Source organism: Nonomuraea sp. K271 (assembly GCF_009908215.1).
Taxonomy (GTDB): Bacteria; Actinomycetota; Actinomycetes; order Streptosporangiales; family Streptosporangiaceae; genus Nonomuraea; species Nonomuraea longispora.
The window spans coordinates 1-25,695 of sequence record NZ_JAAAHR010000008.1 but is presented as its reverse complement, the minus strand read 5'-3'; the positions used below and the strand labels follow the sequence as shown (position 1 = coordinate 25,695).

The 25,695-nt window shown below is 69.1% G+C and carries 24 protein-coding genes; 15 read left to right on the top strand and 9 right to left on the bottom strand.

Annotated features, from left to right (window positions below; all coding sequences use genetic code 11):
* Nucleotides 1-5: 5 nt before the first annotated feature.
* The 3 genes from GUY59_RS04285 to GUY59_RS04275 are packed head-to-tail and all read left to right on the top strand — an operon-like array spanning nt 6 to nt 2,683.
* Nucleotides 6-872, top strand: coding sequence for an ABC transporter permease (locus GUY59_RS04285; protein WP_252374817.1), 867 nt, complete (start codon nt 6-8; stop codon nt 870-872).
* On the top strand, nt 865-1,647 hold the full coding sequence (locus GUY59_RS04280; protein ID WP_138199047.1) for an ABC transporter permease: 783 nt from the start codon (nt 865-867) through the stop codon (nt 1,645-1,647). Before GUY59_RS04285 ends, GUY59_RS04280 begins: the two co-directional genes overlap by 8 nt.
* Nucleotides 1,634-2,683 carry an ABC transporter ATP-binding protein gene (locus GUY59_RS04275; RefSeq protein WP_138199048.1) on the top strand — a complete coding sequence of 350 codons (1,050 nt, stop codon included), beginning with the start codon at nt 1,634-1,636 and terminating at the stop codon, nt 2,681-2,683. The genes GUY59_RS04280 and GUY59_RS04275 overlap by 14 nt, the downstream gene beginning before the upstream one ends.
* On the opposite strand, the gene GUY59_RS04270 is transcribed toward GUY59_RS04275, so the two are convergent.
* The gene (locus tag GUY59_RS04270; RefSeq protein WP_252374818.1) at nt 2,677-3,282 is read right to left on the bottom strand and encodes a TetR/AcrR family transcriptional regulator; all 606 of its coding nucleotides are present in this window, start codon (nt 3,280-3,282) and stop codon (nt 2,677-2,679) included. The genes GUY59_RS04275 and GUY59_RS04270 overlap by 7 nt on opposite strands.
* 125 nt (nt 3,283-3,407) lie before the next feature.
* On the opposite strand from GUY59_RS04270, the gene GUY59_RS04265 reads away from it, so the two are divergent.
* The 6 genes from GUY59_RS04265 (at nt 3,408) to GUY59_RS04240 (ending at nt 10,926) form a co-directional block, all read left to right on the top strand.
* Nucleotides 3,408-4,679: a glycosyltransferase gene (locus GUY59_RS04265; RefSeq protein ID WP_138199049.1), complete on the top strand. Its 1,272-nt coding sequence runs from the start codon at nt 3,408-3,410 to the stop codon at nt 4,677-4,679.
* Between the two features lie 28 nt (nt 4,680-4,707).
* Nucleotides 4,708-6,105, top strand: coding sequence for an aminobutyraldehyde dehydrogenase (locus GUY59_RS04260; RefSeq protein WP_138199050.1), 1,398 nt, complete (start codon nt 4,708-4,710; stop codon nt 6,103-6,105).
* A gap of 251 nt (nt 6,106-6,356) precedes the next feature.
* The gene (locus GUY59_RS04255) at nt 6,357-9,524 is read left to right on the top strand and encodes a nitrate- and nitrite sensing domain-containing protein (RefSeq protein ID WP_161714395.1); all 3,168 of its coding nucleotides are present in this window, start codon (nt 6,357-6,359) and stop codon (nt 9,522-9,524) included.
* Entirely contained in the window at nt 9,521-9,943 is a 423-nt protein-coding gene (locus GUY59_RS04250; protein ID WP_090935862.1) for a roadblock/LC7 domain-containing protein, read from the top strand. The genes GUY59_RS04255 and GUY59_RS04250 overlap by 4 nt, the downstream gene beginning before the upstream one ends.
* 22 nt (nt 9,944-9,965) lie before the next feature.
* Nucleotides 9,966-10,367: a DUF742 domain-containing protein gene (locus tag GUY59_RS04245; RefSeq protein ID WP_425465119.1), complete on the top strand. Its 402-nt coding sequence runs from the start codon at nt 9,966-9,968 to the stop codon at nt 10,365-10,367.
* The gene (locus GUY59_RS04240) at nt 10,348-10,926 is read left to right on the top strand and encodes a GTP-binding protein (RefSeq protein WP_161714394.1); all 579 of its coding nucleotides are present in this window, start codon (nt 10,348-10,350) and stop codon (nt 10,924-10,926) included. Before GUY59_RS04245 ends, GUY59_RS04240 begins: the two co-directional genes overlap by 20 nt.
* A 57-nt stretch (nt 10,927-10,983) precedes the next feature.
* Here the strand turns inward: GUY59_RS04240 and GUY59_RS04235 are convergent, their stop codons facing one another.
* Together GUY59_RS04235 and GUY59_RS04230 are read right to left on the bottom strand one after the other, a co-directional pair.
* Nucleotides 10,984-11,436 carry a hypothetical protein gene (locus GUY59_RS04235; RefSeq protein ID WP_138199052.1) on the bottom strand — a complete coding sequence of 151 codons (453 nt, stop codon included), beginning with the start codon at nt 11,434-11,436 and terminating at the stop codon, nt 10,984-10,986.
* A gap of 37 nt (nt 11,437-11,473) precedes the next feature.
* Entirely contained in the window at nt 11,474-11,824 is a 351-nt protein-coding gene (locus GUY59_RS04230; protein ID WP_138199053.1) for an ArsR/SmtB family transcription factor, read from the bottom strand.
* Nucleotides 11,825-11,878: 54 nt separating this feature from the next.
* Here GUY59_RS04230 and GUY59_RS04225 point away from each other — a divergent pair, with 54 nt between their 5' ends.
* Nucleotides 11,879-12,643 (top strand): SDR family NAD(P)-dependent oxidoreductase, encoded by a 765-nt coding sequence (locus tag GUY59_RS04225; protein ID WP_138199054.1) that lies wholly within the window; start codon nt 11,879-11,881, stop codon nt 12,641-12,643.
* Nucleotides 12,644-12,937: 294 nt separating this feature from the next.
* Here the strand turns inward: GUY59_RS04225 and GUY59_RS04220 are convergent, their stop codons facing one another.
* The 5 genes from GUY59_RS04220 to GUY59_RS04200 form a co-directional block, all read right to left on the bottom strand.
* On the bottom strand, nt 12,938-13,765 hold the full coding sequence (locus tag GUY59_RS04220) for a DUF4429 domain-containing protein (protein ID WP_330849133.1): 828 nt from the start codon (nt 13,763-13,765) through the stop codon (nt 12,938-12,940).
* 233 nt (nt 13,766-13,998) lie between these two features.
* Nucleotides 13,999-14,769 carry an ABC transporter ATP-binding protein gene (locus GUY59_RS04215; RefSeq protein ID WP_132339583.1) on the bottom strand — a complete coding sequence of 257 codons (771 nt, stop codon included), beginning with the start codon at nt 14,767-14,769 and terminating at the stop codon, nt 13,999-14,001.
* A 160-nt stretch (nt 14,770-14,929) separates the two neighbouring features.
* Nucleotides 14,930-15,787: an ABC transporter permease gene (locus GUY59_RS04210; protein WP_138199056.1), complete on the bottom strand. Its 858-nt coding sequence runs from the start codon at nt 15,785-15,787 to the stop codon at nt 14,930-14,932.
* Entirely contained in the window at nt 15,784-16,599 is an 816-nt protein-coding gene (locus tag GUY59_RS04205; protein WP_252374820.1) for an ABC transporter permease, read from the bottom strand. The genes GUY59_RS04210 and GUY59_RS04205 overlap by 4 nt, the downstream gene beginning before the upstream one ends.
* Nucleotides 16,596-17,597, bottom strand: a complete 1,002-nt coding sequence (locus GUY59_RS04200; RefSeq protein WP_138199058.1) for an ABC transporter substrate-binding protein — start codon at nt 17,595-17,597, stop codon at nt 16,596-16,598. The genes GUY59_RS04205 and GUY59_RS04200 overlap by 4 nt, the downstream gene beginning before the upstream one ends.
* Before the next feature lie 606 nt (nt 17,598-18,203).
* Between GUY59_RS04200 and GUY59_RS04195 the strand changes: the two genes are divergently transcribed.
* Genes GUY59_RS04195 through GUY59_RS04180 form a run of 4 tightly spaced genes read left to right on the top strand, consistent with a single transcriptional unit; the run spans nt 18,204 to nt 22,357 of the window.
* On the top strand, nt 18,204-20,951 hold the full coding sequence (locus tag GUY59_RS04195; RefSeq protein ID WP_138199059.1) for a sensor histidine kinase: 2,748 nt from the start codon (nt 18,204-18,206) through the stop codon (nt 20,949-20,951).
* Nucleotides 20,948-21,370: a roadblock/LC7 domain-containing protein gene (locus GUY59_RS04190; protein ID WP_132339573.1), complete on the top strand. Its 423-nt coding sequence runs from the start codon at nt 20,948-20,950 to the stop codon at nt 21,368-21,370. The genes GUY59_RS04195 and GUY59_RS04190 overlap by 4 nt, the downstream gene beginning before the upstream one ends.
* A gap of 38 nt (nt 21,371-21,408) precedes the next feature.
* Nucleotides 21,409-21,789 carry a DUF742 domain-containing protein gene (locus GUY59_RS04185; protein ID WP_132339593.1) on the top strand — a complete coding sequence of 127 codons (381 nt, stop codon included), beginning with the start codon at nt 21,409-21,411 and terminating at the stop codon, nt 21,787-21,789.
* Nucleotides 21,770-22,357 (top strand): GTP-binding protein, encoded by a 588-nt coding sequence (locus GUY59_RS04180; RefSeq protein ID WP_132339571.1) that lies wholly within the window; start codon nt 21,770-21,772, stop codon nt 22,355-22,357. Before GUY59_RS04185 ends, GUY59_RS04180 begins: the two co-directional genes overlap by 20 nt.
* 30 nt (nt 22,358-22,387) lie before the next feature.
* Here GUY59_RS04180 and GUY59_RS04175 read toward each other — a convergent pair whose 3' ends face one another.
* Nucleotides 22,388-23,359: an ABC transporter substrate-binding protein gene (locus GUY59_RS04175; protein WP_161714393.1), complete on the bottom strand. Its 972-nt coding sequence runs from the start codon at nt 23,357-23,359 to the stop codon at nt 22,388-22,390.
* A 461-nt stretch (nt 23,360-23,820) separates the two neighbouring features.
* Between GUY59_RS04175 and GUY59_RS04170 the strand changes: the two genes are divergently transcribed.
* The coding region (locus GUY59_RS04170) for a sensor histidine kinase (RefSeq protein WP_161714392.1) at nt 23,821-25,695 on the top strand (1,875 nt) is incomplete at its 3' end.

Below are 25,695 nucleotides of genomic sequence, written 5' to 3'. Positions count from 1 at the left end.
CAGCGGTGAGATCTGAGCTCAAGGCCCGGCCGGCGTCCCCGTCGCGCGGACGCCGGCTGGGGGCGTTCGTGTTCCTGTCGCCGGGGCTGACCTATCTGGTCGTGCTGCTGCTGGTGCCGCTGGCCCTGGTGCTGAGCAACACCGTCTTCCAGCGCGGGCGCTTCGGCGGCGTGGTGTACGAGTTCACCACCGAGAACTTCGCCCGCCTGATGGACCCGCTCTACCTGGGCGTCGTCGGCGGCTCGCTGCGCATCGCCGCCCTGACGACGGCCATCGCGCTGCTGCTCGGCTATCCGACGGCGTACGCGATCGCGCGGCTCTCGCCGAAGTGGAAGACGATCGCCCTGGTCGCGATCGTGCTGCCGTTCTGGACCAACTTCATCATCCGCGTCTACGCGTGGATCATCCTGCTCAGCGGCCCCGGACTGGTCAACAGCGGGCTGGCGGCGATCGGGCTCGGGCCCTATGAGCTGCTCTACAACCGGGGCGCGATCGTCACCGGGCTGCTCTACTCGTATCTGCCGCTCATGGTGCTGCCGCTGTACGCCGCGATCGAGCGGCTCGACCCGCAGCTCAGGGAGGCCTCGGCCAACCTCGGCGCCTCGCCGTTCACCACGTTCCGCAAGGTCACGCTGCCGCTCACGATCCCGGGCGTGCTGAGCGGCTGCCTGTTCGTGTTCGTGCCGAGCTTCGGCAACTTCGTGATCCCCGAGATCCTCGGCGGCAACAAGTCCATCATGGTCGGCAACCTGATCCGCGACCAGTTCCTGAAGGCGCGCGACTGGCCGTTCGGCTCGACGCTGGCGCTGGCGCTCATCGCCGTGCTCCTGGTGCTGCTGATGGCCCAGGCATGGATGGCCCGCCGTGCGTAGGCCCACGCTGCGGTTCGTCCCGCTCTGGGTCACGTACGTCTTCCTCTACCTGCCGATCGTCGTGCTCGTCGTCATGTCGTTCAACGCGGGCGAGTCGGCGTACACCTACGAGGGTTTCAGCCTCAAGTGGTACGGCGAGCTGGCCGCGGACGAGCGGGTCAGGAACGGCCTGATCAACACGCTGGTCGTGGCCGTGGGGTCGACCGCGATCGCGACCGTGCTCGGCACGATGCTGGCCGTCGGCCTGGCGCGCCACTCCAGGTCCAAGACTCTGGACGCGCTCGCGCTGATGCCCGCGGTGCTGCCCGACCTGGTGCTGGCGATCGGGCTGCTGCTCTTCTACGGCGTGATCGCCCTGACGCTGGGCCACTACTCGGTGATCCTCGCGCACGGCCTGTTCTCCATGGCGTTCGTGGCCGCGGTGGTGCGCACCCGGCTGTCCGGGGCCGACACCTCGCTGGAGGAGGCCTCGCGCGACCTGGGCGCGGGGCACGTGGTGACGTTCATGAAGATCACGTTGCCTCAGCTGGCGCCGGGCATCGTGGCGGGGGCCCTGCTGGCGTTCACGTTGTCGCTGGACGAGTTCGTGATCGCCTTCTTCACGATCGGGAACGCCGAGCCGACGCTGCCGATCGTCATCTACTCGATGATCCGTTTCGGGGTGACCCCGAAGATCAACGCGCTGGCGGCGATCCTGCTCCTCGTGAGCTTCGCAGCGGTGATCATCGGTCAGCGTCTGACGAGAATCGGAGAGGGACGAAGTGCTGAAGGTTGAGGGAATCACCCGCAGGTTCGGCGACGTCACCGCGCTCGACGACGTCTCGTTGGAGATCAGGCAGGGCGAGTTCTTCGCCTTGCTCGGGCCGTCGGGGTGCGGCAAGACCACGTTGCTGCGCATCATCGCCGGGTTCGAGACGCCCGACCAGGGCACGGTCACCCTCGACGGGGAAGACCTGCTGGCCCTGCCGCCGAACCGGAGACCGATCAGCCTGATGTTCCAGTCGTACGCGCTGTTCCCGCACATGACCGTGGCCAAGAACGTCGCCTACGGACTGGAGCGGGAGCGCCTGCCGCGCCAGGAGATCAAGCAGCGCGTCGGCGAGGTGCTGGAGACGGTCGGGCTGACCGCGCACGCCTCGCGCAAGCCCGCCCAGCTCTCCGGCGGCCAGCGGCAGCGGGTGGCGCTGGCCCGGTCCATCGTCAAGCGGCCGCGCCTGCTGCTGCTCGACGAGCCGCTGTCCGCCCTGGACAAGAAGGTCCGCGCCGACATGCAGCTGGAGCTCAAGCGGCTGCAGCACGACGTCGGCATCACGTTCGTGGTCGTCACGCACGATCAGGAGGAGGCGATGTCGCTGGCCGACCGCATCGCGGTCTTCGACAGCGGCACCGTGTGCCAGGTGGACGAGCCCGTCCCGCTGTACGAGCGGCCGAGATCGCCGTTCGTGGCGGGCTTCGTCGGCGCGAACAACCTGTTCGAGGGTGTCGCCGGCGACGCCGACGGGCTCAAGAGCGAGGAGTTCGGCGTGCTGGCGGGCAGGCCCATGACCGAGCTCGCGGCGGGCGGCAAGGCCCTGCTCGCGGTACGCCCGGAGCGGGTGGAGCTGGTCGGCGAGAGGGAGGCGGGAGGCCTGCGCGGCAGCGTCCTCGACGTCAGCTTCTACGGCGGCGTCTCGCACATCTCCGTGGACGTGCCGGGCCGGATCCAGCCGGTGCTGGTCGCCGTCCAGGGCGCCAGCGCGGTGGAGGCAGGGGCCAAGGTCCGGGTGCGCTGGAACGCCGAGGACGCCGTGATCATGGCGGTCGATCAGTGAGACAGGTCGTTGCCCGTGGCCGCACGGGCGTAGGACAGGATCAGCTCGGCAGCCTCCGCCGGGCCGATCACCGGGTGCCTGGCCGTGATGCGGTAGCCGTACGCGTCCTCCAGCGCGACCAGGTTGCGCGCGATCGTCAGCGAGCCGGCGCTCAGCCGGAACACCCCCAGCGCCGCCCCCGTGTCGAGGATCGCCTGGTACATCGACACCTGGCGGTCATAGAGCGAGGTGAGCAACACGCCGTAGACCCTGTTGCGGCCCGCGGCTCCGCCGAGCTCGTTGAGCAGGCGGACGTCCTGGTCGAGCGGCCCGGTCGGCAGCCCCGACCTGATGGTCACGACCAGCTTCTCCACCGGATCGGTGAAGTCGGCGAGCCGGCGCAGCCGCAGCTCGTAGAAGCGTTCCATGCCGGCGTGCTGCGCCTCGACCAGCAGTTCGCTGAGGTCGGGGTAGTGGTAGAGCACGGCTCCGGAGGTCAGGCCGGCCTCCTCGGCCACGTGGGAGAGTTGTACTCCGTCGATGCCATGGCGGATGATGGCCCTGCGCGCGGCCTCGATCAAGTCGATGCGCCGGTCACTCCGGCTTTTACGCTGAGCCACCCCCACCACCTTCACCCGTTCGGCTGCTGTTCAGTTGGCCGTGACCATAGTGCCCTTAAGTTGACCTTCACGCTAGATGCGTTTTTGAATTCCCCTTCAAATTGCTCAGCTCTTCCGGAGTCACGATGTCTCTCACCATCCTGTTCATGCCAGAAAGCGCCTACGGTCCGACCAACAACAGCATCGGCATCGGCGACATCCTGCGCCGCCGCGGCCACCGCGTCGTCTTCGCCGCCGAGGCGTCGTGGAAGGGCAAGCTCGAAGCGCTCGGCTTCGAGGAGGACCTCGTCGACCTCGCGCCTCCGCCCGAAGGCGACGAGGAGCAGGACCCCGGGCAGTTCTGGACGGACTTCATCCGCGAGACCGCGCCCGAATACCGCAAGAGCACCCGCGAGCAGCTCGAGACCGTCGTCAAGCCCATCTGGGCCGAGCTGATCGACGGCGCCAAATACTGCGAGCCGCAGCTCAAGGCCATCATCGAGCGGGTGCAGCCGGACATCATCGTCGAGGACAACGTGCTCACGTTCCCGGCGCTGGTCACGGCGGGCAAGAAATTCGTCCGCATCGTCTCGTGCAACCCGCTCGAGGTGCGCGGTGAGAACGTCGCGCCGGTCTTCTCCGGGCTGCCCGCGGCCGACCGCTCGGAGTGGGACGACTTCCGCGCGGAGTACGACCGTACGCACCGGGAGCTCTGGACGGCCTGGAACGAGTGGTGCGTCGCGCAGGGCACCGAACCGCTGCCCGAGCTCGACTTCGTCCACGAGGGCGACCTCAACCTCTACGTCTACCCCGAGATCGCCGACTACGCCGCCGACCGGCCGCTGGGCGACACCTGGCACCGGCTCGACTCGTCGGTGCGGGAGACGGAGGAGACGTTCGAGCTGCCCTTCGAGCGCAACGAGGGGTCGCTGATCTACTTCTCGCTCGGGTCGCTCGGCTCGTCCGACGTGGAGCTGATGCGGAGGGTGATCGGCGTGCTGGCCGACACCCCGCACCAGTACATCGTCTCCAAGGGGCCGCTGCACGGGGAGATCGACCTTCCCGACAACATGTGGGGCGCGGAGTTCCTTCCACAGACTAGGATCATCCCACTGTGTGACCTTGTCATCACCCACGGCGGTAACAACACGACCACCGAGGCGCTGCACTTCGGCAAGCCGATGATCGTGCTGCCGCTCTTCTGGGACCAGTACGACAATGCCCAGAGAATGGATGAGTTGGGCTATGGTGTCAGGCTTTCGACCTACACCTTCACGGACGACGAGCTGAAGGGTGCGGTCGCGCGGCTGCTCGGCGACACCGGGCTGCGCGCGAAGCTGGCCGCCGCGGGCGAGGAGATCCGGCGCCGCGACGGGCTGCGCAAGGCCGCCGACCTGATCGAGCAGCTCGGCAAATAGCACGACCTCTGAGAGATGAAGTCATCCGATGCGTGAACTGATCAACCCCGCCACCGGGCTCCCGTGTGCTGAAATTCCGGACACGCCGGTGGAGGGCGTGGCGACGGCCGTACGGTCGGCGCGTGCGGCGTTCGAGCAGTGGTCGCAGACCACCCCCGCCGAACGCCAGCGCCTGCTGCTGCGGCTGGCCGACCTGGTGGAGGCCGACGCCGACGAGCTGACCAGGCTGGAGGTGGAGGAGACCGGCAAACCCGCCGCCGTGTTCAGGGACGGCGAGCTGCCGTTCGCCGTCGACAACCTGCGCTTCTTCGCCGGCGCCGCCCGCTCGCTCGAAGGGACGGGCGCCGGCGTGTTCAGCCCCGGCTACACCTCGGTCATGTCGCGCCGCCCCGTCGGGGTGGTGGGGTCGATCGCGCCGTGGAACTTCCCGTTCGTGATGGCCGTGTGGAAGCTCGGCCCGGCGGTGGCCGCCGGCAACGCGGTGGTGATCAAGCCCGCGCCTCAGACGCCCCGTACGACGTTGCGGCTGGCGGAGCTGTTCGCCAAGGCGGGCGCTCCGGAAGGGCTCGTCCAGGCCGTCACAGGAGGCGCGCAGGTCGGTCAGGCGCTCGTCACCGACCCCGGGGTCGACATGGTCAGCGTCACGGGCTCGACGGAGACCGGCCGTGCCGTGATGTCCGGGGCGGCGGGCACGCTCAAACGGGTTCATCTGGAGCTCGGCGGCAAGGCCCCGGCCCTGGTCTTCGAGGACGCCGATCTGGCCGAGATGGCCCACGGCGTGGCGATGGGGGCGACGTACAACAGCGGGCAGGACTGCACGGCGGCCACCCGCGTGTACGTCGCCCGCGAGGTCTACGCGGACGCGGTCGAGGCGATTCGGGCAACTCTTGCCAACATCACCGTCGGCGACCCGTGGGACCCGGCGACCGACATCGGCCCCCTGATCTCGGCGGCGCACCGTGACCGTGTCCACGGGTTCGTCCGCAGGTCCGGCGGGCGGGTTCTGCACGGGGGCTCGCCGATCGACCGGCCGGGGTTTTACTATTCGCCTACGCTTGTGAGCGAGGTCGCTCAAGACAACGAGATCGTCCAGGGTGAGCTTTTCGGTCCTGTTCTGGTAGCCCTGCCGTTCGAGGGCGAGGACGAGGCCGTCAGGCTGGCCAACGACACCCGATACGGCCTGGCCTCGTCGGTGTGGTCGCGCGACGTGTCGCGGGCGATGCGCGTGTCGCATCGGCTCGACGTGGGCGTGACCTGGGTCAACGACCATCTGCCCATCGCCAGCGAGGCGCCGCACGGTGGGGTGAAGGGCAGCGGGTTCGGCAAGGACATGAGCCAGGAGGCGGTGCAGGACTACTCGGTGACGCGGCACCTGATGGTGAAGCACGCGGCACCGGCCGAGCGGGATTCGTTCCGGCCCGCCTGAAAACGTGTACGGCGATAGACGCCCCGAAGTGCTGCTTTGGGCGTGTTCGATGGGATATGTTCGGTTGGCCGATCTGGTACGGGTTGTGTTCCAATTACCCAGCCGGACAGAATCCCATGCGCCACACGCGTGTCTGATTTTTTCGAGCACGTACCGGCGAGAGGTTGCGAGAGTCAGTGAGGACGGATAACCCCAGACATACGAGGTCAGGGGAGTACACAGGCGGACGGTTCCGGCTTGGGAACTGGCGTGTGCGCTCAAGGCTGGTCGCGCTGATCCTCATCCCCACGGTCGTGGGTGTGCTGCTCGCCGGCATCCAGCTGGCCGACGCCATCGGCACCAGCGCCGAATACCGCCGGCTCACCCAGGTCGCCGAGCTCGTGCAGCGCATCGGCGCGCTCAACCACGAGCTGGGCAAGGAACGCACGCTCACCGCGTGGTACGTCGCCGACCGCAGCAAGGCCCAGCGCTTCGTCCAGGTCAAGACCCAGCGGCAGGCGACCGACAAGGCCAAGCAGGAGGTCCTCAGCACGGCCTCGGCCATCGACGCGGCCCACTCGACCCGTGTGCGCGAGGGCGTCGCCGACATGAACCGCTGGTTGAACGGCCTCGACAGCCTGCGCGCCTCCATGACCGGCAAAGTGCCGCCGCGCGCCGTCATCGGCACCTACACCACCATGATCGACGTCTTCTCGTCGGTCCAGGGCGGCATGGGCGACGGCGTCACCGACGACGCCCTCCTCGGCGACGTGGCCGCGCTCGGCGCGCTCCAGCGGGCCAAGGAAGAGGTCTCGCGGCAGCAGATCATCCTCCTCGTGACGCTCGTCCAGCGCCGGCTCGACAGCGACGACTGGGCCGAGTTCCTGGGCTCCTGGAACAAGCAGCAGGCCGAGCAGCTCACCTTCGAGCAGGAGGCCGACCCCGTGGAGCTGGAGGCGTACCACCAGGCCGTCACGGGCCTGGAGGTCGACCAGGCCGACGCCATGCGGCAGCGGGCGCTCGCCCAGGTGCGCGCCAGGAACCGGATCAGGGACCTCGACGTCACCACGCGGGCCGACCTCAGCCGCTGGGTCGAGAGCACGACCGCGACCGGCAACTCCATGCGCGAGGTGGAGGACGGCCTGGCCACCAAGATCGTGGCCGGCACCCGCGACCTCAGCAACACCGAGCAGCGCAACGCGATCATGTCCGGTGCGATGATCCTCGTGCTGCTGCTCCTCGTCCTCATCATCACCACCCGCGTGGCGGGCTCGCTGGTCCGCCCGCTGCGCCGGCTGCGCGCCGAGGCGCTGCAGGTCGCCACGACCCGGCTGCCGGAGACCGTGCGCCTGCTGCGCGAGTCCGGCGAGGGCGCCAACGTGCCCGAGATGCCGTCGGTCGGCGTCAACACCCGTGACGAGATCGGTGAAGTGGCGCGGGCGTTCGACGAGGTCCACCGCGAGGCCATCCGGCTGGCCGGTGACGAGGCCAAGCTGCGCGCGAACGTCAATTCCATGTTCGTCAACCTCTCCCGGCGCAGCCAGACGCTCGTCGAGCGGCAGCTGCAGCTCATCGAGGGCCTGGAGCAGGGCGAGGAGGACGAGCAGCGGCTCGCCAACCTGTTCCGCCTCGACCACCTGGCCACCCGCATGCGCCGCAACAGTGAGAACCTCCTGGTCCTCGCCGGCCAGGAGGCCGCGCGCAAGTGGAGCGAGCCGGTGCCGCTGGTCGACATCGCCCGCGCCTCGCTCTCCGAGGTCGAGAACTACGAACGCGTACAGATCCAGATCGCGTCCGGCACCCTCATCGTCGGCCCCGCCGTCACCGACGCCGTCCACCTGCTGGCCGAGCTCATCGAGAACGCCATCTCGTTTTCCCCTCGCGAGAGCAAGGTCCAGGTGACCAGCTCGCCGGTCGAGGGCGGCGTGCTCGTCTCGATCAACGACCTGGGCATCGGCATGAGCCAGGACGAACTGGCCGAGGCCAACTGGCGGCTGGCGAACCCGCCCGTCGTGGACGTGTCCGTCTCGCGGCGCATGGGCCTGTTCGTGGTCGGCCGCCTGGCCCTGCGCCACGGCATCCGGGTGCAGCTCAGCATGCGGGAAACGGGCGGCCTGAGCGCGCTCGTCATGATGCCCGACATGCTCATCAGCGACGGCACGGGCGCGCCGCAGCAGAGTGGCCAGTACGAAGCCTTCACGACGTTCGACCCGAGCACGTTCGGGCAGTCGCAGCCGTCGGCGAACGGATCCGGCTCGCGCATCGGTGAGGGCGCCGAGCGCGTCGTGGACACGCAGTGGCCGGGGTCGCTGCCCGCGCCGGGCACCGGCAACTGGCCGTCGTTCGGCGAGCAGCAGCCCGCCACCTTCGGCGAGCCGGCCGACCAGCAGCCGGCCGCGTTCGGTGAGCAGCCGCCGGCCTTCGGCGAGCAGTCGCCGCCGTTCGCGGGGCAGCCCCAGGGGCATGAGGAGCCGGCCGCGCCGGCCTGGCCGTCCTTCGCCCAGGAGCCGCCGCCCACGCCGTCGCCGTTCGCCGAGCAGCAGTGGCCCTCGTTCTCCGACGAGCCCCCGCCGGCCTCCGAGCCGAAGCCGTTCGCGGAGAACCGCTGGCCGTCGTTCGCCGAGCAGCCGCCGCCGTTGCAGAACGACGAGCCGCGCTGGCCGTCGTTCGCGACGGAGCCGCCGCAGCAACAGCAGCCCTCGGAGGAGCCTCAGTGGTCCTCGTTCGCCGACCCGCTGCCGCGCAGGTCGTTGTTCGAGGCGGAGGACCGGCCGCGGCCGCAGTTCGACCCGGGCTACCGCTCGCCGTTCTCGGAGGAGCCCAAGCCCGCCGACCAGTTCGAGCAGAACCGGCCCCCCGACTACAACCCGTTCGGGCCCGGCGACTACTCCTCGCAGGACATGACCGGGCCGCTGCCCGCGGTGCGCAACTCGCCCATGGAGGAGCAGGGCGAGGAGTTTCTGCCGATCTTCTCGTCCGTCGGCTCCGACTGGTTCCGCAGGCCGGAGCCAGAGCAGCTGCGGCCTCGTTCCGAGCCGGAACAGGAGCCGGAGCACGAGATCACCGCCGTGCACCCGGCGGTGCCCGCCGACCCGCCGCCGCCCGCCCCGCCCGCGCAGACGCCGGGCAAGCTGCCGCAGCGTAAGCCGGGGCAGTCGGGCGCGGGCGCGTCGTGGTCCTCACCCGCGGACTCCGGCTTCCAGGCAGCGCAGGCCGCCGCGCAGCCTGCGCAGTCCGGCACGACGGCTTCGGGGCTGCCCCGTCGCGTCCCCAAAGCGAACCTGGTGCCCGGTACGGCCAGCCTGGCCGAGCCTCAGGCCACGTCACCGGCGCCGCAGATCTCACCTGAGCGATTGCGCAGCAGGCTCTCCAGCTTCCAGCAGGGTGTCCGGCAAGGCCGAGCATTCACCCGCGGAGAAGAAAATGAGGAGGACAAATGAGAGAAATGAGCCAGGGAGCGCGCGGCATCAGCTGGCTGATCACGGACTTCGTGAACAACGTGCCCGGCGTCGCTCACACGGTCGTGGTCTCGTCCGACGGGCTGCCGCTGGCCTTTTCCGAGGGCTTCCCCAAGGACCGGGCCGACCAGCTCGCCGCGGTCGCGTCAGGTGTGATCAGTTTGACCCAGGGAGCGGCACGGGTCTTCGAGGGCGGTATGGTGACCCAGACCGTCATCGAGATGCAGCGAGGGCTCCTGATGATCATGTCCATCAGTGATGGCTCCTGCCTGGCTGTTCTGGCCGCACCGGACTGTGACATGGGTTTGGTGGCATACCAGATGACTCTGCTGGTCGAGCGGGCGGGCCAGGTGCTGACTCCGGCCGTGCGCGCGGAGCTGCAAGCGGCCCGTCCCCGCTAGGGGGCGGTGACAGGAGAACATGGTGTCAGGTCAGGGTTGGGCTGGCGAGAGTACGCCGCCGCATCCGGCGGCTCCCCGTCCGCAGAAACCTAGTTCCCTGGTACGGCCCTATGCCGTGACCGGGGGGCGCACCGCGCCGCGGATGAAGTTCGCCATGGAGGCCCTGGTGTCCTCCGTGACGTCGGAATATCAAGATATTTCCCTACTTAGTCCGGAGTATCAGGCGATCATTCAGCTGACCCGGAACGTCCGGTCGGTTGCCGAGATCTCCGCCCTTTTACGCCAGCCTCTCGGCGTGGTCCGGGTGCTGATCGCCGACATGGCGTCGGAGGGCCTGATCCGCGTGCACCAGCCTGCGCTGGACGCGGGAAAGCCGGACCTCAACTTGCTCGAAAGGGTGCTCAGTGGACTTCGCAGGCTCTAGCCCCGGCCTAACCTCGACGAAGATCGTCGTGGCCGGGGGCTTCGGCGTGGGGAAGACGACGTTCGTGGGTGCGGTGTCGGAGATCCTCCCGCTCACCACCGAAGCGGTCATGACGGACGCCTCGGCGCACGTCGACGACGTCTCGCTCACGCCGAACAAGACGACGACGACCGTGGCGATGGACTTCGGCCGGGTCTCCCTCGATCGTGATCTGATCCTCTATCTGTTCGGCACGCCCGGGCAGCACCGGTTCTGGTTCATGTGGGACGACCTCGTGCGCGGTGCCATCGGCGCCGTGGTGCTGATCGACACCCGCCGTCTTGCCGACAGCTTCCCGGCCATCGACTATTTCGAAGAGGCCAAGCTGCCGTTCGTGATCGGCGTCAGCGGATGGGACGGGCAGTTCGCGCACGCGGACGAGGAAATCCGCGAGGCGCTCTCGATCGGCGGCCACATCCCGATCGTGCGGCTGGACGCCCGGCAGCGCGAATCCGTCAAGGGCACCTTGATCACACTGGTCGAGCACGCCCTGACGCGCCACATGCACAGCCCGGTCTAGACGACCCCAACGGCCCGCCACCCTTGCCTGACCGGGGCGGCGGGCCGCCCCCTGCACTCACCGCCGTCCATGCGGGGCGGCGACCTGCCGGGCGCCCGCTCCCACCATGCCCACGATGCCCATCGCACCCATCGTGCACCCGGCCCGCGCTCGGCCGTCGTGCGTCCGGTCGCGCGCCCGGCGCGCTCGTTGCCGCCGGAGGCCTGGCCGTGAGCGGGGGCCGGTCAGAACCCCCCGCTCCAGAATCACCCGGCCGTCCACCAACACGCGGTGGTGCTGCGGCCTGAAGCCGGCGGAGAGACGCTCGCGTCTCTTCTCGATGGTGGCCGCGTGGCGCTCGCGGTGACCGACCGTGAGCTCACATCCCTTGACCAGTTGCAGCGAGGCGAGCCGTAAGTCGCGTTTGACCGAGACGCCGTCGACCGCGATCGACAGGTTGCCCCAGAACTGGTTGAACGAGAAGTCGACGCGGTGCTGCTCCGCCTCGCCCACCGTGAAGGAGAGCTTCATGCGCGAGAGGCCAGCGGGCGGCGGCCATGCCGGGCAATCAGGGATCCGCCCCGTCGCGCAGGCCCACCTGGGAACCCACGTCGTCGATCTCCATCGCTGAGAGCACCGCCTGGAGCAGGCCGGGGAAGCGGGCCTGTAAGTCGTCTCTGCGCAGGGTCACGTAGCAGCGGGTGCCTTCCTGGCGGGTGCGGGTCAGCCCGGCGTCGCGCAGCACGCGCAGGTGATGGCTGAGCGTCGACTTGGCCACCGGAGCGCGTAGCTGGCCCCAGCCGCGCTCGCGGCCGTCGGCCAGCACGCGCACCAGCCCGACCCGGATCGGGTCGCTCAGCGCGGCCATCACCTCGGTCAGTGCGATCTCGCCCAACTCGGGATGATGTGCCTTCTGCATACGTCCATGCTAGCTTGTTCGACGTTTCACGAACATCGAACATAGGGGGACGTCGTGACCGATCGACCTGGCGGGCCGCTGGAGGGCAAAGCAGTGATCGTGACCGGGGCCGGGACGGGGATCGGCCGCGCCGCCGCGCTCGCCCTCGCCCGCGCAGGGGCGTACGTGCTTGGGGTGGGCCGCCGCGCCGACGTGCTGCGGGAGACCTCGGACCAGCATCCCGGCATCGCCGTCCTCGCCGCCGACGTCTGCGGCGCGGACGCGCCCGGCACGGTCGTCGGCGCGGCGACCGAGCGGTGGGGCCGCCTCGACGTGCTCGTCAACAGCGCCGGCGCCACGGCCATGATGCCGCTGGCCGAGACCGACGCCAAGCGCATCGGGGACCTGTTCGCGCTCAACGTCACCGCGCCCAGCCTGCTCGCGCGTGCCGCGCTGCCCCATCTGAAGGCCGCCCGCGGAGCGATCGTCAACGTCTCCAGCACGTACGGGCACCGCCCGCTGCCAGGCGCCGCCCACTACGCCGCCTCCAAGGCCGCCCTGGAGCAGCTGACCCGCAGCTGGGCCCTGGAACTCGCGCCCGACGGCATCCGCGTCAACGCCCTGGCTCCCGGCCCCACCGAGAGCGAGGCGCTGGCCGCCTCCGGGCTGCCTCAGGAGACGGTCGAGCAGATCAAGCGGGACGAGGCGGCCCGCATCCCGCTCGGCCGCCGTGGCGAGCCGGACGAGGTCGCCGCCTGGATCGTGCACCTCGCCGACCCAGCCGCCACCTGGATCACCGGCCAGGTCCTCACCGTCGACGGCGGCCTGGAACTGGTGTGACCCGGAGCCTCACGTGAGCATCAGGCGCGCACCGGCGGCACGCGGTGAGGCTGGATGGCCGACCGCCGAGTCATGCCGGCAACGCCGGTTGCGGTGGCCGGTTGTCGGGCGATGTCGGCAACCCGGTGGCGGTGGCCGGTTTCGGGTGAGGCCGGTGGCGAGTTGTGGCGGCTGGTTCTGGGTGAGGCCGGTGGCGAGTTGCGATGGCCGGTTTCGAGCGACGCCGGTGGCGAGTTCCGGTGGCCGGTTTCGGGTGACGGTGAGGTGGTGAGGTGGTTACGGGGACGGCGGGGGTCATAGGCGGGAGAGCAGCTCCGCCTTCTTGACCTGGAACTCCCTCTCCGTCAGCAGCCCCGCGTCACGAAGCTCGCCGAGCTTGGCGATCAGCCCGGCCACGTCGGACACGGCCGAGGGAAGCTCCTTCGCCTCCTGGGCCGGGACGGCGGTGGGGATCGAGGCGAGGACGGCGGCGGCGAAGGGCAGCGACTTGTGAGTGGAGCCCCAGCCCAGCCCGAAGACGATGGAGGCAGGGTCCTTGTCGGGCTCGGGCGGCGGCCGTCGGCCGCGCACCAACAGCCGCAGGCATCCGCTCGCGCCTTCCGGTGCGTGCCATTCGACACCCTCCAGGTCCGCGGGGACGTAACGCTGGTCGCCCGCCGCGTACTTGGCCGACGTCGCTCCCGACCAGAACCAGGTGAGGGTGATGGTCTCGCCGTCGAAGGCGGCCGAGCCGTCCCAGCCCTTGAAGGCGCGTGGGGGCAACGGGCCGGCGACCAGGAAACCGGCGGCGGGGCCGCGGCCGGTGAGGGCCGAACGCAGTTCTTCCGCGTAGTAATCGGCGAGTGACTCCTTGTCGGCGGACAGCACCAGCCTGTAGGGGTCGGCCGACTCCTTGAGCTGCCCGGCCGCGGCGGCCATCAGCGGATCGGCGCCATGCCGGGGTTCGGCCCGCAGCACCACCGTGCCCCGCTTGCCGGGGGTGAGGGTGACCTTGGCGATCGCCTCGTAAGGCACCACCCGCTCACCGAGTTCTGAGAGAAGTTTGGGCGCTTTTCCGTTTTCAGGCTTGATACGGAGAAATTCGGATTCGAACTCCCACGAGCAGCCCCGACCTGCCAGCACATCCGCCACGAAGTCCAGAATAGGCCGACATTCGCTGACGGGCTGGAGTACAACCACGTAACCGGTCGACAGAGCGCCGTGACGGCGGCCGGCCACGTGCGGGTCAGCGGGCGTCTCCCTGGAGGCCCTCAGCCCCGTGCGGCGCCTGGCGTGACCTTGGCGCAGCCGTAAAGTATGGGGGTTTTTCGAGCGGCGAACAACCAAAGCGGCGAGCGACACGAGACCCGGCGGACTCACACGGTCGCGTGGCCTCGGACCAGGCGGCCGACCTCCGCGCGCAGATGCACGAAGTCGGGGTGCTCGCGGGTGGAGATCTGGTCGCGCGGCGCGGGCAGCTCCACCTTGAGGTCGCCGACGACGTGCGCCGGGGCCTTCGAGAGCACCACCACGCGGTCGCCGACGTAGACGCTCTCGTCGATGTCGTGGGTGATGAGCACGATCGTCATCTGGTGGTGGCCGCGCACCTTGAGCACGAGGTCCTCCAGGTCCTCGCGGGTCTGCGCGTCGACGGAGCCGAACGGCTCGTCCATGAGCATCAGGGTCGGCCGGTACGCCAGCGCCCGCGCGATCGCCACCCGCTGCTGCATGCCGCCGGAGAGCTGGAACGGGTATTTGCGCCCGGCGTCCTGTAGCCCGACGGACTCCAGGGCTTCCTGGGCGGCCTCGCGGCGCCGGCGTTTGTCCATGTTCTTGCGGCGCAGGGGCAGCGCCACGTTGTCGGCCACCGACATCCACGGGAACAACGAGCGGCTGTAGTCCTGGAAGACGACGGCCAGGTTGTCGGGGGTCTGGCGCACGACGTCGCCCTCGACCCTGATCTCGCCTCCGGTCGGGGTGATCAGGCCGGCGATCGAGCGCAGCAGCGTCGACTTCCCGCATCCTGAGGGGCCGACGATGCACAGCAGCTCTCCCGCCGCGACGCTCAGGTTGAGCCCGTCGATGGCGTGGTGCTCGTTCGGGCTTCCGCCGCCGTAAACGTGGGAGAGGTTGTCTATCTCGAGCAATGGATGTCCTTGGGGGCGAGGCCGCGCAGTGCAGGGAGGCTCTTGCGGAGCCGGGACGACAACATTATCGAAGGGTAAATTGCCGGACATGTCGGTTAGGTAACCTATTGAGAACGCGATCTCAGTCTTTCACGGGCGCCACCGTCATGGGGAGACACGCTCACGGGGCCGCCAGTTGTTGCGCGGTGTGGTGCCAGCCGAGCATCCGGCGCTCCACGACCAGGAACAGCTCGTTGAGCACGTAGCCCAGCACCCCCAGCAGGACGATGCCGGCCCAGATGCCGGGCAGGTCGAAGGTGGAGTAGGCGTCGGTGATCTGGAAGCCGATGCCGTTCGTGGTGCCGGGCAGCAGCTCGGAGAAGACCATGACGATCAGCGAGAGCGACAGCGCCAGCCGCAGCCCGGCGAACATCTTGGGCAGCGTGGACGGCACCACCACCCGCAGCAGCAGCTCGGCCCGCGACAGCCGGAAGGCCTGGCAGGTCTGCAGGTGCAACGGCTCGACCGAACGCGCGCCGTCGGCGGTGTTGAGCAGCACCGGCCACACGATGCTGAACATGATGAACGCCAGCTGCATGCGCAGCCCGAACCCGAACAGCACCAGGAAGACGGTGACCAGCGCGGGCGGCGGGATCGCCCGCAGGAACTGCAGCACCCCGTCGAGATAGTCGTACGCCCTGGCCGACAGCCCCACCGCGAGCCCGATCACGACCCCGGCCAGCGCGCCACCCGCGAACCCCGCCGCCATCCTGCCCAGGCTCGGCAGGATGTTCTCCACGGCCGCGTCGGTCAGGAACAACGTGCCGATCGGGCCCGAGAACCACATGGTGTGCATGCGAAGCACGATCGCGCTCGGCGGCGGGAAGAACGTGCTGCCCGCCAGCCGCGTGACCGCCTCCCAGACGAGCACGAGCACAAGCAGCACCACCCAGCGGAACGCCGCCGTGCGGACTCCTCTGAGCCTCATGGTCGTGCCCACGTCTCTGCGCCTGGCCGTGCGCGCTCCGCTGCGCCTCATGGCCGCTCTCCCAACTGCGCGTGGTGCCAGCGGAACGCCCGCCGCTCGGCGGCCACCAGCAGCGCGTTGACCACGACCCCGAACAGGCCGACCCAGAACACGCCCGCCATGATGTCGATCATCCGCGCGGGCACGGAGATCCCGGCGAAGAAGATGAACACGCCGACGCCCTCGCCCCGCCCGGCCACGATCTCGGTGCTGACGGTCAGGATGAGAGCCACCCCGGCGGCCAGCCTGACCCCGGTGGTGATGAACGGCGCCGACGACGGCAGCGACACGCGCAGCAGCACCGCCAGGGGGCCGAAGCCGTACGACCTGAGCGACTCCTTGGCGAGCGGGTCGACGCCGCGCAGGCCGTACATCGTGTTGTAGAGGATGGGCCAGAGCGAGGCGTAGACCACCAGCGTGACGCGCAGTTGGAGCCCGGTGCCGATGACGAGGGCCACCAGCGGGATGAGCGCCACCGACGGGATCGGCCGCAGGAACTCGACGACCGAGCGCATCGCGGCGTCGATGATCGGTACGCTCCCGAGCAGCAGGCCGAGCGGCACCGCGATGGCCGCCGCGATGCCGAGGCCCATCGCCCAGGCGAGCAGGCTGGTCAGGGCGTGCCCGGCGAAGGCCGGATCGGCCGGCAGCGTGACCGCCCGCCCGACGATCTCCGTGGCCGGCGGCAGGAACTCCGGATCGGCCAGGCCCGTCCGGCTGGTGAGCTCGATCAGGGCGGCGAAGGCGAGCGCCCCGGCCGCCCGGCGCGACCAGCGGGTGGTCGTGGACGCCGGGCGGGCACGGGACAGGGTCTGGGCGCTCACCCCGACGTGGTGGGCGACATGAGGGACTTCACGTCGATCGCCTTGGACAGCCATTTGGCCTCCAGCATCCAGTCGGCCACCCGCTGGAGGCGGACCGGATTGTCGTTGCTGGAGAAGTAGGGGAACGTGACCGTGGCGGCCGTGGCCGCGTTGATCTGGGTGAAGGTCGGCAGCACCTTGGCCACGACCTCGCGGTTGTTCTCCATCAGCTTGCCCGCGTTGTGGATGGCCCGCTGGAACGCCGCGGCGGCCTTCGGGTTCTTGTCGTACCACTCCTGCGTGCTGACGTAGCCGGAGATCGGGAACTCCGCGGCCGGCCCGGACGCGGGGTCGAGAATCTTGCGGGCGCCCATGGACGCCGTGGCGGCGGTGACCATCGGCTCGCCGAGGTAGGCGGCGTCGATCTGGCCGCCCTTCCAGGACGGCATGATGTTCTGGAACGTCACCTGGACGTATTTGATCGTGGCCGGATCGACGTTGTTGGCCTTGAGCACCTGCGTGAGCGCCAGTTCCTGGAAGTTGTGCAGGACGTTCACGTTGATCGTCTTGCCTTCGAGGTCTTTCGGCGCCTTGATGGGCGAGTCGGGCAGCGCCATGATGCTCAGCGAGTCGGGGGAGGCGCGCGAACCCTCGGCCAGGATCCGCAGCTTGAGCGAGCCCTTGTCGTGGGCGGCGAACATCGACACGTAGTTGCCGAACATGGCGTCGATCTCGCCGTTCAGCATCATGGGGATGGCCTCGGGGGAGGCCTGGACGACCTGCGGGGTGACCTCAAGGCCCTCTTTCTCGAAGAGTCCCTGGTCGATGGCCACATAGAGGGCTGCGCTGTCGATGGCGGGCAGGGTGGCGACCTTGATCTCCGTCTTCTCCAGGCCGCCGTTGGCGGGTGCGGACGATGGCGCGCTGGCGGTCGTTGAGCCGCCTGTGCTGCACGCCACGACACCGAGTATCAGAGCGATCCCGATGATGGCGGTCCTGGCGGGACGGCCAAGCCTCATGTCAGGGACTCCCTTCAGATGGAGCCAGGGGGGAACCGGGGGCTTCTGCTCCCGGATGGCTGCGTGCCTGACGCACAACAGAGATCGACGGTAGCACCAAATTAGCGGTCATTATCGCGAGAACAACACTTGTGGTTGCAATGTCTGTTTCCGGCTCTATCGTGAAATTCTGGCGACCGATACGCGTCCGAAAGAATGTCCGTTTTGGGACTGGAGGTGAAGGCGAGACCTCAGTAGCGCATGGTGCATGCTATTCGATTCTTTCTGCGAGTCAAGAGGTGGCCCGCGGGCGGGCCTCTATTGCCTATTTCGCCTGATGAGAGGCCCTGTACCGATTCTGTGCAATTTTCTGGACACTAGGGGATAAACACCCCATCTGGGCACTGATGGTGGTTGGCCCTTGGCGACCCCTGTGCTCAAATGGCGCTTATCTGGACGTTCATATTTCCCCACCTGCAATAACCTGCACGGCCACCGAGAATTCCCCCTCCAGGCGAGAGGTTGCGAAGGCAAGTGAGAACGCAGAGCGCTGAAGCTTCCGCCGACCGCGAGCCGCACGGGCATGAGAAGCGACGGTTGTCCCAGCCGAGTTCCAAAAGGTTTGGATTGGGCAACTGGCACGTACGGTCACGGCTCGTCGCGCTGATCGTCGTTCCCACGGCCGTGGCCGTGGGTCTGGGCGGACTGAACGTGATCACCTCGCTCAGTGACGCCAACACCTATCAGACCCTCAGAGAGGTCGCCGAGTTCAGCCAGCAACTCGGCGCCGTCACCCACGAGCTGTCCTTCGAACGTGACGAGACCGCGCTCTACATCGCCCAGGGCCGGCCGGACAACCGCGAGGCCCAGCTGCGCACCACCTACAGCGCGGTGGACGGACACATCGAGGAGGCCAAGGAGCGGGCGGCGGCGATAACGGACACCCACGCCGACGCCGTACGACCGGTGCTGCGCCGCCTCGACGAGATCAGGACGGTACGCGACACGGCGGTCAACGGAAAGATCCAGCCCCTGCCGATGATCCAGAAGTACTCGCAGATCATCGCGACCCTGCTGCAGTTCCACGACCAGGTCGGCCAGGTCGCGGTGGACGACGAGGTGTCACGCAGCGCCGGCTCGCGGGCCGCCATCGCGAGGGCCAAGGAGCAGGCGTCCAAGCAGCGCGGCATCCTGGCCAGCGCGCTGGACAGGAAGGGCTTCGACAGCGGTGAGCTCGACGCGCTGACCGACGCCAAGTCGCGCGAGGAGAGCGAGACGACGCTGTTCGCCACGCTGGCCAACCTCGAACAGCTGGAGCTCTACCGCAACACGGTCGTGGGCCGGGACGTCGACCAGACCGACCTGTTCAGGCTCCGCGCCATGGCACAGGCGGCCGAGGGCAAGGAGCTGAGCATCGGCGGCCGGCCCGCCCAGGACGCGGCCACGTGGGTCGAGGTCAGCACCGGCAAGATCGACGCGCTGCGCGCCGTGGAGAAGGGGTTGTCCTCCTCCGTCATCCTGCGCGCGAGGACCCTGGAGGAGAGCGCCAACCGCTCGGCGCTGATCTCCGGCGGCTTCATCCTGGTGCTGCTGCTCGTGGTGCTCGCGATCATCTCGCTCATCGCCCGCTCGCTCATCAGGCCGCTGCGCAAGCTGCGCGGCGAGGCGCTCGACATCGCGGGCAACCGCCTGCCCGGTACCGTGCGCGAGCTGCGCGAAAGTGGGGACGGAACGGTCCCGCCGGTCGACCCGATCGGCGTGGACACCCACGACGAGATCGGCGAGGTGGCGCGGGCGTTCGACGAGGTGCATCGTGAGGCGGTGCGGCTGGCGGGTGAGGAGGCGCGGCTGCGCAGCAATGTGAACGCGATGTTCGTGAACCTGTCGCGGCGTAGTCAGACGCTGGTGGAGCGGCAGATCACGTTGATCGACGGTCTGGAGCAGGGTGAGCAGGACGAGCAGCGGCTCGGGAACCTGTTCAAGCTGGACCACCTGGCCACGCGTATGCGGCGTAACAGTGAGAACCTGCTGGTGCTGGCGGGTCAGGACCCGCCGCGCCGCTGGAGCCAGCCGGTCAAGCTGGTCGACGTGGCGCGCGCGTCGTTGTCCGAGGTGGAGAACTACGAGCGGGTCGTGCTGCAGGTTCCCGATGGTGTGTCGGTGGCCGGTCAGGCGGTCAACGACGTCATTCACCTGATCGCGGAGCTGGTGGAGAACGCGCTGTCGTTCTCGCCGCGTGAGACGCGGGTGACGGTGTCGGGCAGCAGGATCGACGGCGGCGGCGTGATGTTGTCGATCACCGACTCCGGCATCGGGATGACGCAGGAGGAGCTGATCCAGGCCAACGAGCGCCTGACCGACGCGCCGACCGTGGACGTGTCGGTGTCGCGGCGCATGGGCCTGTTCGTGGTCGCCCGCCTGGCGCACCGCCACGGCATCCGGGTGCAACTGCGCCCGCACAGCTCCGGCGGGCTGACCGCGATGGTGCTGATCCCGGAGAACATGCTGGGCACGCAGGCGCCGCCCCTCACCGGCACACCGTCCTTCTCCGGCAACCAGCCTCCCGCGTTCTCCGGCAACCAGCCTCCCGCCCTCGCGGGCGCGGCGAGCGGCGGGCCCAGGGACGAGCCGTACTCCGGCCCGCACCCCGCGCCGCCGGCCACGGACTGGCCGCAGGCGCCGTACCAGCTGGGGCCGGGCCACCCGTCCTTCCCGTCGAACCCGGACCCGGGCGGTTCCTGGCCCCCGTCGGCTCCCTGGCAGCCCGAGCCCGGCGGCTGGCCGCAGGCGCCGCTCGGCTACGACGGGGCCGACGTGTGGAACTCGCACCGCGGCCCGGCGCTGAACGGCGACCGCGGTCTGCCCAGGCGGCCAGTGCCCGAGCCCCCGCCGGGCGGCTGGAGCAACGACACGATGCCGCCGCAGCGGCCGGGGTTCGACCACCAGGATCCGGACCCGGGTACGGCGGGTTCCATCCCGGCGGCCCCGCCCGCCTCCGGCGGTGACGACTACCTGCCGATCTTCGCCGCTGTCGAATCCGCCTGGTTCGGCCGCGACGGGAGCGGCGCAAGCTGGGGCCCGTCCAAGGCGGACGAGGGCTGGAGCGCGGCGGAAGCGGTGGTGGAGCCAGTGCGTAACGGATCGACGGCCGCAGGGCTGCCCAAGCGGGTGCCCAAGGCCAACCTGGTGCCCGGCTCGGCGGACACCTCGTCGTCGCCGAAGGGGGTGACGCCGATGCCGTCGGTGTCACCTGACCGGATCCGCAGCCGGCTCTCCAGCTTCCAGCAGGGGTTCCGGGCGGCACGTGATGACATCACCGAGGGCAGGGCGTTCCCCTCTGGCCCGGCGGACAACAACAGGGAGGAGGACGCATGAGGGACCTGAGTCACGCGGCACGCGGAGTCGACTGGTTGATCACCGACTTCGTCAGCACCGTCCCCGGGGTCGCGCACGCGGTGGTCGTCTCGTCCGACGGATTACCGCTGGCGGCGTCGTCGGGGTTTCCCGCTGATCGGGCGGATCAGCTGGCGGCCATCGCGTCGGGCCTGGTGAGTTTGACGCAGGGTGCGGCGCGGGTGTTCGAGGGGGGTGCGGTCAATCAGACGATCGTGGAGATGCAGCGTGGGTTGATGCTGATCATGTCGGTCAGTGATGGTTCGTGTCTGGCTGTGCTGGCGGCTCCGGATTGTGACATGGGGTTGGTGGCGTACCAGATGACGCTGATGGTTGATCGCGCCGGTCAGGTGCTGACTCCGGCTGTGCGTGCGGAGTTGCGCGCCAGCCAGACCAGGTGATGTAGGTGACAGACCCCCGATGGAACAGCGGCGACTGGGTGCCTCCGCCTCAGCCCCAGTCCCAGTCGCAGCTGAACCCTGACCCGGCGTCGCCCGTCCGCCCGTACGCGGTGACAGGCGGACGGACGGCGCCGCGGGTCAAGCTGGCGATGGAGGCCCTCGTGTCCTCGGCGACCGCCGAGCAGCGGGAGTTCTCGCACATCACGCCGGAGTACCAGGCGATCAGCCAACTGTGCCGGCAGGTTCGGTCGGTGGCGGAGGTGTCGGCCCTGCTGCGGATCCCGCTCGGCGTGGTACGGGTCCTGATCGCTGACATGGCCGCCGAAGGTCTGGTCCGCGTGCACCAGCCACAGCTGGATGAGGGTAGGCCGGACGTCAATCTGCTCGAAAGGGTGCTCAGTGGACTTCGCAGGCTCTAGTCCCGGCCTCACCTCCACCAAGATCGTGGTGGCTGGAGGTTTCGGGGTGGGCAAGACGACGTTCGTCGGCGCGGTGTCGGAGATCATGCCGTTGACCACGGAGGCCGTCATGACGGACGCCTCCAAGGGCATCGACGATCTGGGCATGACGCCGTTGAAGTCGACCACGACCGTGGCGATGGACTTCGGCCGGGTCTCCCTCGATCGTGACCTGATCCTCTATCTGTTCGGCACGCCCGGGCAGCACCGGTTCTGGTTCATGTGGGACGACCTCGTACGCGGGGCCATCGGCGCCGTGGTGCTGGTCGACACCCGCCGTCTGGCCGACAGCTTCCCCGCCATCGACTACTTCGAGGAGGCGCAACTGCCGTTCGTGGTGGGCGTCAACGGCTGGGACGGACAATATCCGCACAGCGACGCCGAAGTGCGCGACGCTCTGACCCTGGCCCCGCACATCCCGATGGTGCGCCTCGACGCCAGGTCGAAGGACTCCGTCAAGAGCGCGCTGATCAACCTCGTCGAACACGCCCTCTCGGTCAGGATGGCCGTGCCGGGCTGGGGCGGCTGAGCCCTCCTTCCGCGAGCGGGCGGGCTCGCGTCACTGCTCAGGGATGGGCACGACCATCGAGGCCACATCGACCTTCGCCTTCAGGTAGCCGAACTCGTGCATCAGGTCCGCCACCCGCTGGATGCGCGTGGCGTTCAACGATGTGGGGAACGTCCCCATCGCCATGGTCATCACCGCCTCCTTCGGGGTCTGGGTGTAGAGCGGGACGACCTCGGCCAGCACCGTGCGGTCGGTCGCGGCCAGGCGCTGGGCCTTGGACACGGCGCGCTGGAAGGCGGCGACGGTTTTCGGGTTCCGGGCCGTCCACTCCTCCGTCGCGGCCCAGCCGTCGATCGGCAGCGCGTCGGTCGGACCCGTGTTGGTGTCGAGCAGCAGCCGCGCGCCCGCCTGCTGGGCGGCCGACAGGAACGGCTCCACCATCCACGCGGCGTCCACCTGCGACTGCTTGAGCGCGGTCAGCTGTGCCTCGAAGTTGACCACGACGAACTTCACCTGCTCGGGAGGCAGGTCGTAGGCCTTCAGGTGGGCGCTCATCGACATCGTGCCCAGGTTGTCGAGCGAGTTGACGGCGATCGTTTTGTCCTTGAGGTCCTTCGGGCCCTGCAGCGGTGAGTCGTTCATGACCACGACCCCGGCGATGCCGGGCGCGGCCGCCAGGCTGTCGTGCAGGATCTTGATCTTCGCCGCGCCACTGTCCTGGATGTTGATCAGAGACACGTAGCTGCCCTTGAAGATGTCCATGGAGCCGTTGAGGATCTTCGGCATGACGGTCTGGGGAGCCTGGATGACCTCCGTCCTGACGGTCAGGCCCTCCTCCTTGAAGAAGCCCTTGCGGTCGGCGATGAACACCGGAGCCGACGAGGGCGTCGGGCTGACGCCGATCGTCAGCGCGGTCTTCTCCAGGCCGCCCGTGGACGGTCCTTCGCCGGCGCCGGAGCATGCGGTCAGGACGATCGTGGCGGCGAGTGCCACGCACGCGCGGAAGGCTGGCCCGGGTCGCATGGTTCTCTCCTTGGCCGAGGCGTTTTCGTGCTCCGGGGTCATGGGCGGCAGGCGGTGATCGTACAGCAGGAGTGGCGCGAAAGCCATGAATAGTCTCTCGGGCGGAACGCAGTGAAACATCGCCGATTGTCGGTTACTGTCCGGCTTTCATGACGTCTCTGCTCTGCTGGGGTCGATTTGACGTTAGTCATCCTTTCCAGGCAGTCAGGTGGTTTGTAAGGTTGGCGCTACCTGCCTGGCGTGTGTTGAAATTGCCATTCATCTCGGGGTGCGCATCAGGCGCCGATGCCGGCGTGTACGTAGGCCAGAGAGTGGAGCCAGTGAGCAATCGATCGCCTGCGGACGTTCACCGTCCCCACCCGCCTTCACCGTCGATGCCGCATGGCCGCAACGGGGAAAAAGGACGGCGCAAATTCCGGTTCCGGGATTGGCGGGTACGGTCGCGGCTCATCGCCCTCATCGTGATCCCCACCGGGGTCAGCATCGTGGTCGGCGCGCAGCAGGTCATCACGTCGTGGAATCTGGCGAGCCAGTACCAGCGCGTCATGGACAAATCCGAGCTCAGCGCCTCCGTCACCGAGCTGACCCACCAGCTGGCCCTCGAACGCGACCTCGCCGTGCACTACGTGGCCGCCGGCCGCACCCCCGAACGCGAGGAGCCGCTGCGCACGCAGTTCGGCCCCGTGGACGCCGCCGCGGAGGACTTCCGCGACAAGGCCGCCGCCATCACGCCCGCGTACGGCGAGAGCGCGTCCGCCCTCACCCGGCAGTTGCTCAGCCGCCTGCCGGAGATCGCCGCCACCCGCAACACCGTGCTCGGTTCCGAACTGCTCGCCCTGCCCACCGTCACCAAGTACTCCCAGATCATCGCCGTGCTTGCCCAGTTCCACGACCAGATCGGCAAGGGAGGCGACCAGGAGGAGCTCGCCGGCGACGTGGCCGCGCTCTCCGCCCTGTCCAAGGCGTACGACGCCGCCTCCGAGCAGCGCGGCCTGCTCGCCGCAGCGGCCGCCGCCGGGCGGTTCCAGAGCGGCGAGCTCGACCGGTTCATCGCCGCCCGCGCACGCCAGGAGAGCGAGGTCACCGTGTTCAGGGCGGTGGCCACGCCGGAGCAGCGCCAGCTCTACGACGACACCGTCACCGGCACCCTGGTGGACCGGGCCGAGGTGATCCGGCTGCGCGCGCTGGCCCAGGCCGCCGAGGGCGACCGCATCGACATCGAGCCGGAGCGCCAGGACGACGCCGACCACTGGTTCGAGGCGAGCAGCGGCTCCGTGAACGGCATCTGGACCATGCAGCGCCGGATCGGCGAGGCGATCAACGTCCAGAGCAGGACGCTCAAGGACGCCGCCCGCCAGGAGGCGCTCCTGGCCGCCGCCTACAGCCTCCTGCTGCTGCTCGCGGTACTGATCATCACGGCCATCATGGCCAGGTCACTCGTCAGCCCGCTGCGCAGGCTCCGTACCGAGGCCCTGCACATCGCCGGAGCCCGCCTCCCGGAGACGGTCCGCCTGCTGCGCGAGCGCGGCGACGAGGCGGGGCTCGTCCCGCCGCCCATCGGGGTCGACTCCCGCGACGAGATCGGCGAGGTCGCCCGTGCGTTCGACGAGGTGCACCGCGAGGCCATCCGGCTGGCCGGCGAGGAGTCCCGGCTGCGCGCGAACGTCAACGCCATGTTCGTCAACCTGTCCAGGCGCAGCCAGACCATGGTCCAACGCCAGATCCAGATCATCGACGGGCTGGAGCAGGGCGAACAGGACGAGCGGCGGCTGGCCGGCCTGTTCAGCCTCGATCACCTGGCCACGCGCATGCGGCGCAACAACGAGAACCTGCTGGTCCTGGCCGGCCAGGACGCCCCCCGCCGGTACAACGAGCCGGTCGGCCTGGCCGACGTGGTGCGCGCCGCCCTGTCCGAGGTCGAAGGGTACGAGCGCGTCGTGGCCAAGCTCGCGGAGGGCGTCGCCGTCTCCGGGCAGGCCGTCAACGACATCGTCCACCTGCTGGCCGAGCTGATCGAGAACGCGCTGGCCTTCTCGCCGTACGAGACCCGCGTCACCGTCGCCACCGGGACGATGGAGAGCGGCGGGCTCGTGCTCACCGTCGACGACACCGGCATCGGCATGACCCAGGACGAGCTCGAACAGGCAAACGCCCGGCTCGCCCACGCGCCCACGGTGGACGTGTCGGTCTCCCGCCGCATGGGGCTGTTCGTGGTCGCCCGGCTGGCGCAGCGGCACGGCGTACGGGTGGAGCTGCGATCGCACAACGCCGGTCTGACCGCGATCGTGCTCTTACCAGGTTCCCTGCTCCACCCTCACCTGGCCCCCGCCCAGGCC